Annotated in this window: 16 protein-coding genes; 7 read left to right on the plus strand and 9 right to left on the minus strand. The window is 64.8% G+C overall.

Going from position 1 to position 16505, the window contains the following annotated elements:
* Nucleotides 1-6: 6 nt before the first annotated feature.
* On the minus strand, nt 7-600 hold the full coding sequence (locus XH88_RS34970) for a helix-turn-helix transcriptional regulator (RefSeq protein WP_271672739.1): 594 nt from the start codon (nt 598-600) through the stop codon (nt 7-9).
* Nucleotides 601-797: 197 nt separating this feature from the next.
* On the opposite strand from XH88_RS34970, the gene XH88_RS34975 reads away from it, so the two are divergent.
* From XH88_RS34975 to XH88_RS34995, 5 genes are all read left to right on the plus strand, one after another.
* Entirely contained in the window at nt 798-1040 is a 243-nt protein-coding gene (locus tag XH88_RS34975) for a hypothetical protein (RefSeq protein ID WP_271672740.1), read from the plus strand.
* 26 nt (nt 1041-1066) lie between these two features.
* Complete coding sequence (locus XH88_RS34980) at nt 1067-1318, plus strand: GCG_CRPN prefix-to-repeats domain-containing protein (protein ID WP_271672741.1); 252 nt, start codon at nt 1067-1069, stop codon at nt 1316-1318.
* A gap of 258 nt (nt 1319-1576) precedes the next feature.
* Nucleotides 1577-4303, plus strand: a complete 2727-nt coding sequence (locus tag XH88_RS34985; RefSeq protein WP_271672742.1) for a DUF2235 domain-containing protein — start codon at nt 1577-1579, stop codon at nt 4301-4303.
* 113 nt (nt 4304-4416) lie between these two features.
* Nucleotides 4417-5088, plus strand: a complete 672-nt coding sequence (locus XH88_RS34990; RefSeq protein ID WP_271672743.1) for a response regulator — start codon at nt 4417-4419, stop codon at nt 5086-5088.
* Nucleotides 5085-7001: a sensor histidine kinase gene (locus XH88_RS34995; RefSeq protein WP_271672744.1), complete on the plus strand. Its 1917-nt coding sequence runs from the start codon at nt 5085-5087 to the stop codon at nt 6999-7001. The genes XH88_RS34990 and XH88_RS34995 overlap by 4 nt, the downstream gene beginning before the upstream one ends.
* A 144-nt stretch (nt 7002-7145) precedes the next feature.
* Here XH88_RS34995 and XH88_RS35000 read toward each other — a convergent pair whose 3' ends face one another.
* Nucleotides 7146-7436, minus strand: coding sequence for a hypothetical protein (locus tag XH88_RS35000; protein ID WP_271672745.1), 291 nt, complete (start codon nt 7434-7436; stop codon nt 7146-7148).
* A 227-nt stretch (nt 7437-7663) separates the two neighbouring features.
* Between XH88_RS35000 and XH88_RS35005 the strand changes: the two genes are divergently transcribed.
* Nucleotides 7664-7888 carry a cysteine rich repeat-containing protein gene (locus XH88_RS35005; protein ID WP_271672746.1) on the plus strand — a complete coding sequence of 75 codons (225 nt, stop codon included), beginning with the start codon at nt 7664-7666 and terminating at the stop codon, nt 7886-7888.
* Nucleotides 7889-8014: 126 nt separating this feature from the next.
* Here the strand turns inward: XH88_RS35005 and XH88_RS35010 are convergent, their stop codons facing one another.
* The 4 genes from XH88_RS35010 to XH88_RS35025 all read right to left on the minus strand — a co-directional run bounded on the left by XH88_RS35010 (nt 8015) and on the right by XH88_RS35025 (nt 10985).
* Complete coding sequence (locus XH88_RS35010) at nt 8015-8722, minus strand: hypothetical protein (protein WP_271672747.1); 708 nt, start codon at nt 8720-8722, stop codon at nt 8015-8017.
* Between the two features lie 86 nt (nt 8723-8808).
* Entirely contained in the window at nt 8809-9516 is a 708-nt protein-coding gene (locus XH88_RS35015; RefSeq protein WP_271672748.1) for a hypothetical protein, read from the minus strand.
* A gap of 133 nt (nt 9517-9649) precedes the next feature.
* Complete coding sequence (locus tag XH88_RS35020; RefSeq protein ID WP_092292468.1) at nt 9650-9898, minus strand: hypothetical protein; 249 nt, start codon at nt 9896-9898, stop codon at nt 9650-9652.
* 121 nt (nt 9899-10019) lie between these two features.
* Nucleotides 10020-10985, minus strand: coding sequence for an NAD(P)H-dependent flavin oxidoreductase (locus tag XH88_RS35025; protein ID WP_271672749.1), 966 nt, complete (start codon nt 10983-10985; stop codon nt 10020-10022).
* A gap of 107 nt (nt 10986-11092) precedes the next feature.
* Here XH88_RS35025 and XH88_RS35030 point away from each other — a divergent pair, with 107 nt between their 5' ends.
* Nucleotides 11093-12655, plus strand: coding sequence for an AMP-binding protein (locus XH88_RS35030; RefSeq protein ID WP_271672750.1), 1563 nt, complete (start codon nt 11093-11095; stop codon nt 12653-12655).
* A 394-nt stretch (nt 12656-13049) separates the two neighbouring features.
* Here XH88_RS35030 and XH88_RS35035 read toward each other — a convergent pair whose 3' ends face one another.
* The 3 genes from XH88_RS35035 to XH88_RS35045 form a co-directional block, all read right to left on the minus strand.
* Nucleotides 13050-13823, minus strand: coding sequence for a thioesterase family protein (locus tag XH88_RS35035; protein ID WP_271672751.1), 774 nt, complete (start codon nt 13821-13823; stop codon nt 13050-13052).
* Nucleotides 13824-13834: 11 nt separating this feature from the next.
* Entirely contained in the window at nt 13835-14803 is a 969-nt protein-coding gene (locus tag XH88_RS35040) for an NAD(P)H-dependent flavin oxidoreductase (protein ID WP_271672752.1), read from the minus strand.
* 273 nt (nt 14804-15076) lie between these two features.
* Entirely contained in the window at nt 15077-16477 is a 1401-nt protein-coding gene (locus XH88_RS35045; protein WP_271672753.1) for an aspartate ammonia-lyase, read from the minus strand.
* Nucleotides 16478-16505: the final 28 nt, after the last annotated feature.

Consider the following 16505-nt stretch of genomic DNA (forward strand, 5'->3'; position numbering starts at 1 on the left):
GCGCGCTCACTTGCCCCGCGCCGCGGTCGGGGTCAGGCCGAATCTGCGGCGAAAGCAGCGGTTGAAATAGGAGAGATCGTTGAAGCCGCAGGCAAAAGCTATGTCGCTGATGCGGTCTTTGCGAAGGCCGAGCAGATCCGCCGCCTTGCGCAGGCGCAGCTCGGTCAGGCGCGTGGTGAAGCCGGCGCCGGCCTCGAACAGAAGTTCGTTGACGTAGCGCTCGGAGAGGCCAGCGGCGCTGGCGAGCTTCTGCGCGGAGAAATCCGGCTCGTGGAAGCGCGCCTCGAGGATCAACAGCACGCACTTGAGTCGCACCGCGCGCAGGCCCCGGCGCCGTGCTGCGGCGGCGACATCGCTGCGAGCTCCCAAGCCGATCGCGGCGAGATCGAGCAGATGGGATGCGATCGCCATGCCGGCCTCGTCGGCAGCCGCGGGATGGCGAAGCAGCAGATCGCTGTAGTCCATCACCAGCGACAGCGCCCCGCCGGGCTCGAGCTCGCAGCCGACGAGGTTGACCACATCAGCGACCATCGCACGCAGCGAATCGACCGCGCCGAACCTCGCAGGCCGAAAATGAACCGCCGCTGAAATCAGGCGCACGCAAGCTATCAGCCCGCCGACATGAATCAAGATGCGCCGGTCAGTCCAAACCGTAACGCCTCCGGCGCCGGACAGTCCAAGACGGCCCGCATGCCGCCATCCTATTCAGGTTTCCGGATGCGACGTCACGCCACGGGCGAATCATGTCCGGGCAACCGGGCGGCCCCAGCCTGACGCCCGCCGGAGGAGACATCGACATGCGAACCTCTCTACCCCGCAGCCTTGTGCTCGGCGGCGCCATCGCAACCAGCCTCTGCGCCGGCTACGCGTTCGGCGCGCAACCGCACATGGACGAGGCGATCGCGATCCTGCAGTCGGCTCGCGCCGAACTCGCCAAGGCCGTGCCCAACAAGGGCGATCATCGCGAACGGGCGCTGGGGCTGATCGACCAGGCGATCACCGAAGTGCGCGCCGGCATCGCCTTCGCAGCGACCCATTGACCCGACAGCATCAGGGAGCAAGACGGATGATACGAACCGCTTTCGCCGCGGCGCTCGCGCTATGCGCTATTGTGAGCTCCGCCCACGCCGTGCCGCTAGCGCCGCCCGGCGCGCCTGCCAATGGCGACGTCGTCATGGTGGCCGGCGGCTGCGGTGCCGGCTGGCACCGCGGTCCCTATGGCGGATGCCTGAGAAACTACGCCAACCCTGCCGCGCATGCCTGTCCGCGCGGCTACCATATCGGCCCCCGCGGCGCCTGCCGCGGCAACGGCAAATAAGGGCCGGCCGCACGATCGCATCGCAATAGCGCAACCGCTCTGCAGAACAGGAGAAATGCCCCGCTTCGCCGAGCATTTCTTTTGCCGACTGTGGCGCAGATCATAGACAGGCGGAGCTGGATATCGCAATTCCTCTTGCTACCTCAGCGCGCTTATAGGCAGAATACACGCTTCGCCTATTTCATGACGCACTTATTGATGAATTCGACGGATGCCGCCGGGCGCTTGGAGCATCGTCACTGATATTCGGAGGTATCCATGACGCACCAGGACGGGGCGCTGCATGGCGGCCCTGCAAGGCCAGCCCATCCGCACGATAATCCAGATGCTGCGGCGACCGCGACCGACGCACGTCCGCCGCGCAAGCTGGTGCTGTTCGCCGATGGCACCGGCAACGCCTTCACGACCCAGGAATCCAGCGTCTGGCGGCTCTATGAGGCGCTCGATCACACCCAGCCCGACCAGATCGCCTACTACATCAAGGGCGTCGGCACGGCCGGCTGGGCGCCGCTCGCCGCTCTCGACGGCGCCACCGGCATCGGCGTTCCTTCCAACGTCCGCAAGCTCTACCGCTTCCTGTGCTGGAACTGGCGCGAAGGCGATGAGATCTACATCTTCGGCTTCAGCCGCGGCGCTTTCACCGCGCGCACGCTGGCAGCGCTGATCGCAAGCCAGGGGCTGGTGCCCGCGGTAATCGGGGGCGAGCCAGTCTCGCACGAGGAGATGGCACGCAACGCCATGGCGGCGTGGCGGGAGTACCGCCGCGAGACCGTGCCGTGGAAGAAGAGCTTGCCGACGATCTGGATTTCACGCCTGATCCGAGACATCGTGCTCTATTTTTACCATCTGATCTTTAGACACCGCCCCTACAAGGAAGTCCGCGCGGCTATGAACGGCCGCAACGACGTCAACATCGAGTTCCTCGGATTGTTCGACACGGTCGAAGCCTTCGGCGTTCCGATCGAGGAGCTGCGCGTCGCGATCGACTGGGCGATCTGGCCGATCTCGTTCCGCAATCACCGGCCCTCGCACAAGGCGAAGCACATCTGTCACGCGCTCGCGCTCGACGACGAGCGCACCACCTTCCATCCCCTGCGCATCGACCAGAGCCATCTGGTGACCGACCAGACGGTCAAGGAAGTGTGGTTTGCCGGCGTGCATTCCGACATCGGCGGCGGCTATCCGGAGTGTACATTGTCCTTCGTGCCGCTGGTCTGGATGGCCGATCAACTCGCCAGCCAGCTCCGTTTCCAGGAGGGCACGATCGAGCGTTTCCGGGAGTATCAGTCGGCGATTGGGCCGATGCACGATTCGCGCAGCGGCGCCGGCGTGCTGTACCGCTACGGTCCGCGGCCGGTCCTCGCGGGAGCGGTGAACGGCGGGCTGCCGGTGGTGCACTTCGCGGTCATCGAGCGCATGCTGTTCGGTTGCGACGACTACGCACCGATCATGCTGCCGGCCGATGCGCTGGTGCTGATGCCTGATGGCACCAAATTGAACCTCACCGCGAATACCACCCGCGAAGCGATGAAGGAGGCTTATCTGGCGGTATCCGATGGCTCGCGGCGCATCGCGGAGGCCGAAGCTTTTACGCTCATGAACACGCCCAATGCCGAGATGGCGAAGCTCACGCGCGACACAGTGTGGTGGCGACGCGTCGCCTATTTCTCACTGCTGCTCATGGTCGGCGTGATCGTCGTCTGGCCGTTGATCGCGCGCAGCCTGGTCGGGGTGTCGAAGAACCACGGCATGAACGGCGTCCCGCTACGCATCATCGCCACCATCGATTGGATCGTGGGCGGCGTCCTCGGTCCGCTCGCCAAGCTGGTCGGGAATATCCTGCCATCCTATGCAGCGCCGTGGCTCAACATTACCCTGTACTACCCGTTTCTCACCTCGATCGTGCTGATCATCACCTACCTCGTGTGGCGCTGGAACTCGGTGCTGCGCGATACCATCCAGGAACGCGCACGGCTCGCCTGGAGCCGGCCGCGCCGGATGGCAAGCCGGCAGCATTTCCACAAGCCCGGCATGCTGCTCGGTTTTGCCCGATGGATGCGGATGAATACCGAGCCAGCCCATTGGTTCTTCGCCAAACTGGTGCTTCCCGGCCTATTCCTAATCATCATCTTCTACTCTGCGCTGCTCATTGCATCGACCAGCGTCTACACGGCTCGCACGGCAACCGGAAACATTTGCAAGACCCCGGAGCAGGGTGCGGGAACGCCAGTACTCGACACGCCGATCGAGGCGCGTGGCCTGTTTGCAACGAAAGAGTTTTGCTGGTGGAGCGGCCTCGCGGTCGAGAAGGGCCGCAAATACCAGGTCTGGATTGAGATCGGGGACCCCTGGTTCGACCACACCATCATGAGCGGGACAAACGGGTTCAAGACATTCTCCTTGCTTCACTACCTCGCTTTGCCGACGCTCCGTCAATTCGGCGCCGACTGGTTTCAGCCCGTGGTGCGCATCGGCGCGAAGGGGACGAGTGACATTCCGCTGAAGGCCGTCAACGTCGTGCCTGCCGAGGAATTGCCGCGCCGGCTGAACCCGACGATTCCCGCCGAGGACGATCCGGAAGCGGACACTAAGGGCAGCAGCCGTAGATATCCGGTCCTGCTCGAGGACACGAAGGAATTCGCGGCACTTCCCAGCGACAATTCCTTGAAGGTTGCGGTCAACAATCTCGGGCATTTCAAGCCTATACCAAAGGACCCAACGGCGCGTGCGATCTGGGAGGGTCAGAAGCTGGAGGCACGGCTTGTCGCGGAATTCGTCGCACCCGACGCCGGTGACCTGTTCTTCTACGTCAATGATGCCGTCCAGATTTACCCAACCCTGCTCCCATCGTGGCTGCGCCCGGCGTGCCTGGATGCACTCCAAGGACCATACGAGCAGTTCTACAAGAACAATGGCGGCACTGCGCGCATCATCGTTCAGCGGCTGCCAAGTCCGCCCATGCCGCCGGACAGCAAGCCGCGCTGAAGCCGGAGCATTCTCCACGCACACCCGCCCCATGAATATGGGTGTCGCAATCGCTGCGCCACGGCTAGACTTGCCGTGCGCGCCGCGGGGGACACGCGGCCAGGACTATGATCATGACGGACCAGGGCGAGACCGGTGAAGCGATCACCATCCTCCTCGTCGAAGACGACGCGCCGACCTGCTGGCGTCTGCAGGACGCGCTGGTGAAGGCCGGCTACGAGGTGCGCACGGCCGGCACGCTCGGCGAGGCCCGCAGCACGCTCGCCGCCGGCGCGCCGCGTGTGCTGCTGACCGATCTGCGGCTGCCCGACGGCCACGGCATCGAGCTGATACGCGAAACCAGACGGCGCTTTCCAGACACCGAGATCATGGTGATCTCGGCGCTGGGCGACGAGGAAAGCGTGATCTCCGCCATCACCGTCGGCGCCACCGGCTATCTGCTCAAGGACGCCTTCCCCACCGACATTGCCACCACCGTGCGCGACCTCGTCGCCGGGCATTCGCCCATTTCGGCTTCGATCGCCCGCTTCATCGTAAGGCGAACGCAGAGCTCGTCCGAACCGCCGCCCGGCCCGGCGCTCAACACCGCCAGGCTCACGCCGCGCGAGATCGACATCCTCTGGGGCATCGCCAAGGGCTTCAGCTACGCCGAGATCGCAAGCCATCTCGGCCTGTCCCGGCAGACCGTGCCCGGCCACATCAAGAACATCTATCGCAAACTCGAAGTGCACACGCGCAGCGAGGCGGTTTTCGAGGCGGTGCAACAGGGCCTGATCAAGCTGTGAGCGAGATCGCGGCGAAGGCACCGGCTCGACCGAAGCGCCGGCTGATCTCCTCACGCCTCGTGCATTATCTGCTGCTTCAGGCGCTAGTCGTGATCGCGACCATTGTCGGGCTGCGGTTGCTCCAGCCGGGCGACCCCGACGATTTCGCGCTGAGTGGATTTTCGCTGCGAGAGGACGGCACAACACGTCCGGTGACGCTGCCGCATTTCACGTCATCGCGCTATTCGCTGGCGGATCCGCCGCTCTACTCCGGAGCCTTCACTTTCAAGAATGGTGATGCTGGATGGTCCGTATTCCTGCCGCGCTTCAGCAACGCGGTGGAGGTCGCGGTCAACGGCGTCGTCGTGCTCGATTCCCGCCGCGACGCCAACGCCAACCGGCCGGACCGCAACACGCCGGAGATCGCCGCCATCCCCTCGTCGCTGCTGCGTGACGGCAGCAACGAGATCACGGTGCGGTTGTTCGTGTGGGGGCCGCTGAAGGGCTTTCTCGACACCGTCTATGTCGGACCGGACGCCGCCTTGCGTCCGGCCTTCGAGACGCGCACGATGCTGTTCGTCACGCTGCCCGTGGTGTTCTCCGCGTGGCAATCGATCCTCGCCGTCATCCTTGCGATCATGTGGCTGATGCGGCGGCGCGAGCCGGTCTACGGCGTGCTGGCGGCGGCGATGGTACTGGGCGTGGTCCAGGCCTTCATGCCGCCACCGGTGCCGCCGGTCGCCGTATCGCGGTTCGCCTCGGTGCTGCTCGCGTCCGCGCCGATCGAGAGCGCGCTTATCGTCATGTTCGGCGTGCTGTTCTTCGGCTGGCGCTGGCCGCGCTATGGCATGCTGCTGTTCGTGCCGGGGGTGATCGTGTTCGCGGTCGGCCTGGTCGCAGGCCCGCCGCTGCCGCGCATCCTGTTCCTGCTGCTCGGCATCCCCACTGTCGGGATCAGCCTCATCCTGATGGCCTGCGTCACCGCGGCCGCGGTGGTGCGGCGGCGGGATGCGGCGAGCCTGACGATCGGCTGCGCCGTGACGATCGTGCTGACCTGCTGGATTCACGACATGCTATCGGTGTTCGAGTTCGTGACCAACGAACGTACCTTTGTCTCGCGCCTGTCCTATTCGGCGATGCTGGTCGCGATCGGCGCCGGACTGACCTGGCGCTTTGCTCGCGCGCTGAACCAGGTCGACAGCTTTGCCGGCCAGCTCGTCGCCCGCGTGCGCGAGGCCGAGGAGCGGCTGAAAGCGAGCTTCGCCCGCGAGGAGGCGCGCGCAAGGGCCGCAGCCCTCGCCAACGAGCGCACCCGGCTGATGCGCGACCTCCATGATGGCCTCGGCGGCCAATTGATCAGCATTGTCGCGCTCTCCGAGCGCGGACAGGAGGGCGCGACCATTGCCGATGCCGCGCGCGCCGCGCTGAAGGATCTGCGCCTCGTCATCGATTCCATGGACGACATCGGCGGCGACCTCATGCTCGCGCTCGGCGCCTGGCGCGAGCGCGCGGCGATGCAATTGCGGCCGCACGACATCACGCTTGATTGGCGCGTGGCGACGCCGCAGGGCCTGCCGCTGCACCCCGAATTGCGGCCCTGGCACGTCATCCAGATCGTGCGCATCCTCGACGAGGCCGTGACCAATGCGGTCAAGCACGCTGCCGCGCGCCACATCACGGTGACCATCGAAACGCGCGATGACTGTCAGGGACCGTGCGGCGTGATCAGCGTCGCCGACGACGGCGGCGGCTTTGACCCTGGTGACGGCGGCAAAGCCGCGACCGCGAACCCGACCGCGCGCGGCCTGCGCAACATGAGAAGCCGCGCCACGCGTTGCGGCGCAGTGCTGGATCTGAGCTCGGATGAATCGGGCACGTGCGTGCGGCTGCAACTGCCGCTGATTTTTCCCGACAGCGATGCGACCGCACGCTGAAAGCCTCTCCCCGAACGCATGGGACGTTCGGAGAGAGGGACCGGGCCGGGATCTGGGCCTGTGAAGGACGGGGGTTCGTTCGCGGCCAGCTTGCAGGGCTCCCTTGGCCCGAAAGAATGCAATCAACTCAATCCAACATCATCGTCAGCGCACGCCGACGCGATTGACCGGGCCGCCGCGATTCATCGGCGTGCCGGCGCGAACGCCGACACCGGGTGCGCCCACGCCGGGCGTTGCTACGGCCGCGGCCGCAACCGGTGCGCCTGGTGCAACCACCACCGCGGCGTCCGGCCGCACCACGCATCCCTTGGGCACACCGACCGTCTTGCAATAGACCACCGCGTGCGCCGGGCTCGTGCCCAGCGGCAGCGTCGCCGCCCCGGCCAGCATCATCACCGTCAGCCCGGCGCCCAGCACTCCCTTTGTTTTCGACATTTCGCTCTCCTGCTTCCCGTCCGGCGCCCGGTGCAATTACCGGGTCTCGCAGCCGACGTGCAGCTTCAATGACAAAAGACGGCGCGCCAAGACATGCCATGAAGATGGGGGTGCGGCGGAGAGGTCTCCGAACCGATGCCATGAACATGGCATGGACCGGCCGTGGATCTCCGCGAGATGGTCCGGCTCGCCCGATCCCGAGCGGGAGAAATCACAATTCCGAAGAGGTGAAGACTTCAGTTCTTGCCGCATTGCTGCTTGCTGCCGCTGCCCTGCCCGCCTCGGCGCAATCCGGTCCCTCTCCGCAGGAGCAGATGGCCTGCCGCAGCGACGCCAGCAAGTTCTGCGCCGAGCACATCGGCAAGCCGCCGCAGATGAATGCCTGCCTGCGCGAGAACAAGACCAAGCTCTCGGACGCCTGCCGCAAGGTGGTTGAATCGCACGGGGGGTGACGTTCCTTCCTCCTCCCTTTGTGGGAGAGGGCGACAATAGGTGGTCTGAGGCGGCCGTCTCAATGAACGCCGCAGCTCAGCTTCGGCTATGCCACTCGCGTTCGTGTGTGTGCGCGGCCTCAGGCACTAGTCATCGTCATCAGGGCCAAACAGCCGGATCTGCGGAAAGCTGCTGCGCGGACGGCTTGCATAGTCGCGTGTATCGGAATCCTCGCGGACGCTGCGCGCGACATCATCCCAATTGGTCTGATCGCGCCCCACGCGTGCATCGCGCTGGTCATAGCGGCGGCGCTCGGCCCAGCGCGCGTGTCGCTCGGCCCGCCGTCGCTCCGACGCCGCGCGCTTCACGTCGGAATCCCGGGCCTTGGCATAGGCATTGTCAACTGAGGAGGCCGGCTCTGTGGAGGCCTGCTGCTCGGCAGGCTTTGCCGCTTGCGGCGGCGAAGGTGTTGGCTTGGCCGACTCAATTGCCGCCGTCTGCGGTGCCGGCGGTTCAACATTGGCCTGGGTCGTGCCGGTTTCGGGCTTGGCGCCCGGCTTAGCTTCCGACTTGGCTTCCGACTTGGCATCCGACTTGGCTTCGGCCTGAGCCGGCGCGGCGATCATCGCGCCGAACGCCTGTGAGCCCGTGAGATATTGCACGCGCTCCGATGATGCGTTCGTCGTGGCCGCCGCGGCGGCCCCACTGCGTTGTGTAATCTTGCTGGCATCGGGCCCCTGCTTGGGCGCGATCGGATTCATGATATTGCCCGCGACGATGCCGCCGCCGAGACCAATCGCGATGGCGGCAACGATCGACCCGGCACCGACGAAATAGGCTGTCGAGGCCCGCATTGGTCCACTCCCTCTTTGGACCGTGCAACGCCTGTCGATTACCGGATGTTCCTGATTCCAGCGTAGTTCCTGCAGGAACTTGCGCGTCAGATCTGCTGCGCAACCTTCTCCAGCCCGATGAGGCGGGCGAGCTTGCGCACTTCTTCCTTCTGGTCGTCGCGCAGCTGGAACAGCAGCGGCATCGCGGCCGATTTCAGCTGCTGGACCTCATCGCAATTCGGATCGATCTGCACGTTCGGGCCGTGGGGATTTGAGAGCTTGTTCGCCGAGATCTTGCGGACGACGTTACGCAGCGCGGTCTCGACCGACGGCCAGTAATATTCCTGCGACGACGACAGTTTCAGGCGATCCCTGATGCCGGCGATCTGTGCATCGGAGAGCAGCGAATAGGTTTTCTGCGGCTGCGGCTTCGCCGCCACCTTCGGCTTCGGCGGAGCCTCGACGGCGGGGGTTTCGGCGGGCGCAGGCGCCTCGTTGACGCTCGCCTTGGGCATCGGGAAATCAGATGGCGTGGCAGCGGCAAAGGCCTGGCGCAGCGGCTCGGTCAGCACCGGAGCCTGGGACAGCTTGTCGGCCGGCACCTGCACCGGGTCGATCGCGGCCGAGGCCAGGGCCAAGGTCGGCATCAGCCGGTCGGCCTTGGCGGCGCGATTGGCGGCGAGCGGCTTCTGCGGCGCCTGGGTGATCATCTCGGCACTGACGCTGGGTACGCTGTCGCGGCCGAGAATGGCGGTGGTGGCGGCACCGAGGACGAGGAAGCAGGTCAGCACGGTGATGGTGATGGCTCTGGACAAACGTCTCTCCGGAAGGGCCGCTTCACGATGTTGTTAGAGATGCCCGGGAAAAGGGCACGAAATAAGGCTTGAGTGTGCCTTTGCGGCGACAATTACCCTGCCTGCACCGACAAAGGCAAAACATCCAGTGAAATCAGGCGGCTACGGCGAGGTCGTAGGCGTCCTGGATGTCAGCGACGATCTCCGAGGCCTCCCACACCGCGCGCGGTTCCACCGATTGCAGCGTCACCGTCCAATTGCCGCCCCGGCGGGTGCGGGGGACGCGAACGATGTCGAAGCGGACATTGCGGCAGAGCGGATGACGGGCCAGCGCATGGGCGACGCGGACGCGGATTTCGTCCAGCGTTGCGGCTGACTTGCTGTTGAGAAAATCGAAATCCATCGCCTGTCCCTCTCGTCCTGATTGGCGGCCGTGAGGAGGATTCTTGGCGGGCGATGGTTAATCTGCCGTTAAGCGCGGGCTTGCCGAGCCATGCGGGCTTAACCGTACGGGGTACAGAATGCTACTGCCCCGTTGCAGCGCGGTATTCGGCGGCCGTCCGGGCCACGAGGTCATCGACCGCCATCACGTCAGTCACACCCGAGGTCGAATGCCCGCCGCTCCAGATATCGCGCCAGCGCTTGGGCCTGACCTCGCGCGCGGCGACGTCGATGTCCTTGCCGATGTCGATGGCGCCCCGCGCAGGCAGGTCATCCGGATCAAGCCCGGCGGCGGCGATCGACGGCTTCAACATGCTGGTCTGCAAGCCGGTGAACGCCGTGGTGAGCAGGACGTCGTCGGCGCTGCTCTCGACCAGCATCTGCTTGTGGCGTTCGTCGGCCATGCTCTCGCGCGTCGCGATGAACTTGGTGCCCATATAGGCTAGATCGCAGCCGAGCACTTCGGCCGCGTGCAGCGCGTGGCCATCGCTGATCCCGCCGGCGAGCACGACGATACCGTCGTAGAATGCGCGCACTGCACGGACGAAGGCGAACGGATTGAGCCAGCCGGTTTGTCCGCCGGCGCCTGCGGTGAGCAGCACCAGTCCATCTGCGCCAGCAGCTGCCGCTCGCTCGGCGTGGCGGATCGAGGCAACGTCTGCCAGCACCAGCGCGCCGGCATCGTGCAACGGCTTTAATACTGACGCCGGTGAGCCGACCGAGGTGATGACGATCTCAGGCTTGTGCTTGAGCAGCACGGCGAGATCCTGCTCCAGCCGCGCATTGGAGCGATGCACGATCAGGTTCGGACAGAGCGGCGCGGGTTTTCGGCCGGTTTGGTCCTCGTGCTGCCGCAGCCGCATTGCGATCTCGACGAACCAAGCATCGAGCTGTTCCGTGTTGCGGCAATTCACGGTGGGAAAGCTGCCGATCACGCCGTTGCGGCAGGCGGCGACCATCAATTCAACGCCGGAGACGAGAAACATCGGCGCCGCGATCAGCGGCACAGCGAGGCGGTCGCCGAAGCATTGCAGTCGATTGGATGTCAACCATGCCTCCCTGCGCGGGCTTTGTCGTTCCATCGCGCTTTCCCTGTGCTAGCGTCGTCAGCAACATTGGCATGCAAGAAGCCAATGACAAAGCAGCGAGGAAACATATGGCCGATCCGCTCCACGCATCGTCCCCGACTTGTGCGCAGACGCTACGGGCGCTGACGCGCTATCCCGGCCGCATTGCGTTCGCATGGCCCGGGGGGTCACTGAGCTATCAGGGCACGCTCGATCTGATCGGACGCATCCAAGGCGTATTCATGCGGCTTGGCTTGCAGCCGGGCGCGCGCATCGCCTTTCTCACCGCCAACCGTGCTGACACCTGGTGCGCCGGCGTCGCCGCGCAGCTGTCGCGCTGCTGCATCACATGGCTGCATCCGCTGGGATCGGAAGCGGACCAGCTGTTTCAGCTCGAGGATTCCGAAGCCGACGTGCTGGTCGTCGACGTGGCCGCCTTCCGCGACCGCGGTGGTGAGCTTACCGCAAAGGCATCCCTGCTCAAGGCGGTCTTCACGATGGGACCGGCCGAGTACGGCGTCGATCTGCTCGCGGCGATCGAGAGCGCGGGACACACCGGCGCACAGTGCCTTGCAACTCTCGACGATCTCTCCACGCTCAATTACACCGGCGGCACAACGGGTAAGTCCAAGGGCGCGCTACGCTACCACCGCGAGAATGCGGGAGCCGCCGGCGCGATCCTCGCCGATTTCGAGATCCCCGACGCCGCGCGCTATCTCACCGTCGCGCCGATCAGCCACGTCGCGGGCACAAAGGTGCTGCCGACCTTGATGCGCGGCGGCACGGTGCACATGCTGAAGGGCTTCGATCCCGAAGCCGTGCTGGCGACGATCGCGCGCGAGCGCATCAATTTCACGCTGTTCGTACCGACCATGATCTATGTGCTGCTCGACCATCCCGCGCTCGACAAGACCGATCTCTCTTCGCTCGAACTCGTGCTCTACGGCGCCTCCGCGATGTCGCCGAGCCGATTGCTCGAAGGCATCGGGCGCATCGGCCCGGTTTTCTCGCAGCTTTACGGACAGACTGAATGCTATCCCGTTTCGGTGCTGCGCAAACAGGATCACGATCCCGGAACGCCGGAGCTGTTCTTGTCGTGCGGATTCCCGATCGCGGCCTGCGAGGTCAAAATCCTCGACGATAACGATCAGGAGGTGAAGACGGGCGAAGCCGGCGAGATCTGCGTACGCGCGCCGCATGTGATGGCGGAATACTGGAAGCGACCTGACATCACCGCGGAGACGCTGAAGAACGGCTGGGTCCATACCGGCGACATCGCGCGCCAGGATGAGCGCGGCTACATGTTCATCCTCGACCGCAAGAAGGACATGATCGTCACCGGCGGCTTCAACATTTTCCCGCGCGAGGTCGAGGACGTGCTGTCGCAACATGCCGATGTCGCAATGGTCGCGGTCGTCGGCATTCCCGACGAGAAATGGGGCGAGGCCGTCACCGCCATCGTCGTGCCGCGCGAGGGCACAAGGCCCGATCCGGACGAGCTGATCAACATGGTGCGGACGCGAAAGGGCTCGGCCCATGCGCCGAAGCAGATCCAGTTCGTCAAGCAGCTGCCGATGACAGGCGTCGGCAAGATCGACAAGAAGGTGCTGCGCGCGGGCTTCTGGAGCGGCCGGGACCGCATGGTGGGGTAACGCCCTGATTGCATGGACCGGTTCGGAATACACGTATCGCGCGAAACGCCGGGAATTTTCAGCGTTTCTATCCGCAATTCTACGGTGTCGTTGTGGCCCGGGCACCACAATCCGCGACGGAGTACGCGCCCGCGGGGCCTGCGCGATTGCCCGCGAATCAGGGAATCAACTAGACCGCTGACGGGGCTGGGAAGCGGAGTAAGCAATGAGAGTCGCTTCCCTGGAAAGTGCAGTCGCCGCGGTCACGTTGATCACGGCTATCATCGTGGTGCTGTGGGAGATCAAGATCTTCTACGGATTGTGAACTGGCAGGATGCTGGGGCATCCCTTCCGCGGCGGCGGAAGCCTGCCGTTCAATCGGCCCCAAGGATGATCGCGGCGCTTGCCGTCACGCTCATCGCTTCTCGATCACCAGGCTCTGCACCGCGCGTCCAAAGTAACCCTGCCTGTCTGCGAGCCGCGACATCGCGAGCCCGGCGCCATCCGGACCGATCCAGGATTCGCCGTCAAGCAGGATCCAGTCGCCGACCGGCGGGCGCGCAAGGCTCACCGAGAGGTCGGCATTGATGTAGGTCCAGGTGCGAAAATCGAGCGCCGAGGCGGTGCCGTTGGAGAAATCGGCGGCGACGACGGCGCGCATCGCCTGCGAGACCGCCTCGCCTTCGACCAGCGGGTGATCGAGACGAAACCAGATCGCACCGGCGCCGGCCTGGCCAAAGCGACCGCGCGCGGCGCGCATCGACACCATGCCGGCGAACGGACTGGTCGCGCCGTGGCCGTCCTCGACCAGCGAATCCTCCGGCGACGGCAACGTGACGGGCAACTCCTCGACGTCATCCGGCAATGGCTGTGATTGCTGCTTGATCTTGAGCACGGTGGCGCCGACGACCTGCACGCCATCGGCGAAGAGCTTGACCGCGCAAAGCTGGATCTTGCGGCCCTCGCGCAGCACCTCGGTCTCGATGCTGAGCGGCGCGACGGGCACCGGACGCATCAGGTCGATGGTCACGCGCGCAATGTTCATCGGCACCGGCGTCGAAATCCGCTCCGCCGCCCAGGTCACCAGCGCTGATGGTGCCGAACCGTGCTGCATCCGCCGGTCCCAGGGACCGGCAGCATCGGGACTGGTGACGACGCTGTTGCCGTCGACGCGGTAGATGGCACTCATTGCGAGAGCCATCACAACGGCGGATCGATCGCCTCGTCGTATTCCTTCTTGAAGCGCGCGATCAGCTCGGCGGCGGGGACGATGCCTTCGATGCTGCCGATCCCCTGGCCCGAACCCCAGATCTCCTTCCAGGCCTTCGGCTTGGCGCGCTCGCCGGAGGCGTCGGTACCGAAATTCATCTTGGTGGGATCGGAGGTCGGCAGGTTGTCCGGATCCATGCCGGCGGCCAGGATCGAGGGCTTCAGATAATTGCCGTGCACGCCGGTGAAGAGGTTGGAATAAACGATATCGTCGGCGCTCGAGCCCGCGATCATCTCCTTGTACTTCTCGACCGCGTTGGCTTCCCTGGTCGCGATGAAGGCCGAGCCGATATAGGCGAAATCGGCACCGAGGACGCGCGCGGCGCGGATCGCCTTGCCGTTGCCGATGGCGCCAGACAGCGCGATCGGGCCGTCAAACCATTTGCGCGTCTCTGCAACGAAGGCGAGCGGCGAGATGGTGCCGGCATGACCGCCGGCGCCGGCCGCGACAAGGATCAGGCCGTCGGCGCCCTTCTCGATCGCCTTGTGGGCGAATTTCTGATTGATCACGTCGTGGAAGACGATGCCGCCCCAGCCGTGCACCGCCTGGTTCAGCTCCTCGCGCGCGCCGAGCGAGGAGATGATCATCGGCACCTTGTACTTGGCGCAGAGCTGCATGTCGTGGTCGAGCCGGTTGTTCGACTTGTGCACGATCTGATTGACCGCGAACGGCGCCGACGGCTTGTCGGGATGCGCGCGGTCGTAAGCTGCGAGCTCTTCGGTGATCCGCGCCAGCCACTCGTCGAGCAGCTCCGGCGGCCGCGCGTTCAGCGCCGGGAACGAGCCGACCACGCCCGCCTTGCACTGCGCGATCACGAGGTCGGGCACCGAGATGATGAAGAGCGGCGAACCGATCACGGGGATCGATAGGCGTCCCTTGAACAGAGCAGGCATGGACATTGCGGAGCGATCCTTGTTGGCAGACCCATTGGAGGTTGGGGACATACCAACAAGGCAATCTTTCCACTGTCAAGTATTGCGTTGTGACGCCGCCGCGGATGCCGTTACCGCAATTCCAACGCGCGGAATTCCTGCCCCCGCCGCCTGCCCCCCCGTTGTCATTATTGCGGGGGAAGCGAAGCAATCCAGACTGTCACCGAGGAAAGATTTCTGGATTGCTTCGTCGCAAGAGCTCCTCGCACAGCAATGACGAGGCGAGAGCTGCAAACAGCCTCACCCGATCACATCCGGATTGATCAGCCGCTCGAACGAGAACATCTCGTCCCACTTCTCCTGCGTCAGCAGCTTGCGCTCCATCACCACGATCTGGTGCAGCGACTTGCCACTCTTGTAGCCCTCGCGCGCGATCTCGGCGCACTGCTTGTAGCCGAGCAGCGGCTTCAGCACCGTGACGATGCCGAGTGAATTCAGCACCATATTGCGGGTGTGGTCCTCGTTGGCGGTGATGCCGACGACGCAGTTCTCGCGCAGGCTGTTGACGGCGCGCTCCATGGTGCGGATCGAGAAGAACAGCGCAAACGAGATCACCGGCTCCATCACGTTGAGCTGGAGCTGGCCTGCGCTGGCGGCCAGCGTCACCGTGGTGTCGAGGCCGATGACGAGGAAGCTGGTCTGGTTGACGACTTCGGGGATCACCGGATTGACCTTGCCCGGCATGATCGAGGAGCCCGGCTGCAATTGCGGCAGGTTGATCTCGTTGAAGCCGGCGCGCGGGCCTGAAGCGAGCAGGCGGATGTCGTTGCAGATCTTCGTCAGCTTGCTTGCCGTGCGCTTGAGCACGCCGGACAATTGCACGTAGGCGCCGGTATCCGACGTCGCCTCGACCAGATCGCCTGCAAGAATGAAGTCGACACCGGTCAGCGCGCTCAGGTGCCGGACCGCGAGTTTTGGATAACCGACCGCGGCCGTGACGGAAGTGCCGATCGCTGTGGCGCCGAGATTGATCTCGCGCAGCAGCGCGCGCGCTTCCGAAATGCGGTCGACCTCCTCGCCGATCGTGGTGCCCCATCCCTTGAATTCGGCCCCGAGCGACATCGGTACCGCGTCTTGCAGATGCGTGCGGCCCATCTTCAGCACGCGGTCGAATTCCCGGCCCTTGGCGAAGAACGCCTCCTGGAGCTGGCGGAGCGCCGTCATGTAGCTCTCGAGGCGCAGGATCAGCGCGAGGCGAAACGCGGTCGGATAGGTGTCGTTGGTCGACTGGCCGTAATTGACGTGGTCGTTGGGGCTGACGTGCTGGTAATCGCCCTTGACGAAGCCGAGCGATTCCAGCGCGAGGTTGGCAATCACTTCATTGGCGTTCATGTTGGTCGAGGTGCCGGCGCCGCCCTGGATGAAGTCGGTGACGAACTGGTCCATCATGTCGCCGGCGATGATGCGGTCGCAGCCGACGATGATCGCGTCGGCCACCTTCGTATCAATCGCGCCGAGATCGCGATTAGCCATCGCCGCGGCCTTCTTGACGTAACCCAGCGCCTTCACGAAGTAAGGCTCCTGGCTCATCGGAATGCCGGTGATGTGGAAGTTCTCCTTACCCCGGATGGTCTGGACGCCGTAGTAGATGTCGTCGGCGATCTCACGCTGTCCGAGGAAGTCCTGCTCGTAGCGGCTCATGGGCGCTCCTTACTGCTCGCGCGCGGCG

The sequence above is a fragment of the Bradyrhizobium sp. CCBAU 51627 genome (genome assembly GCF_028128765.1).
Taxonomy (GTDB): Bacteria; Pseudomonadota; Alphaproteobacteria; order Rhizobiales; family Xanthobacteraceae; genus Bradyrhizobium.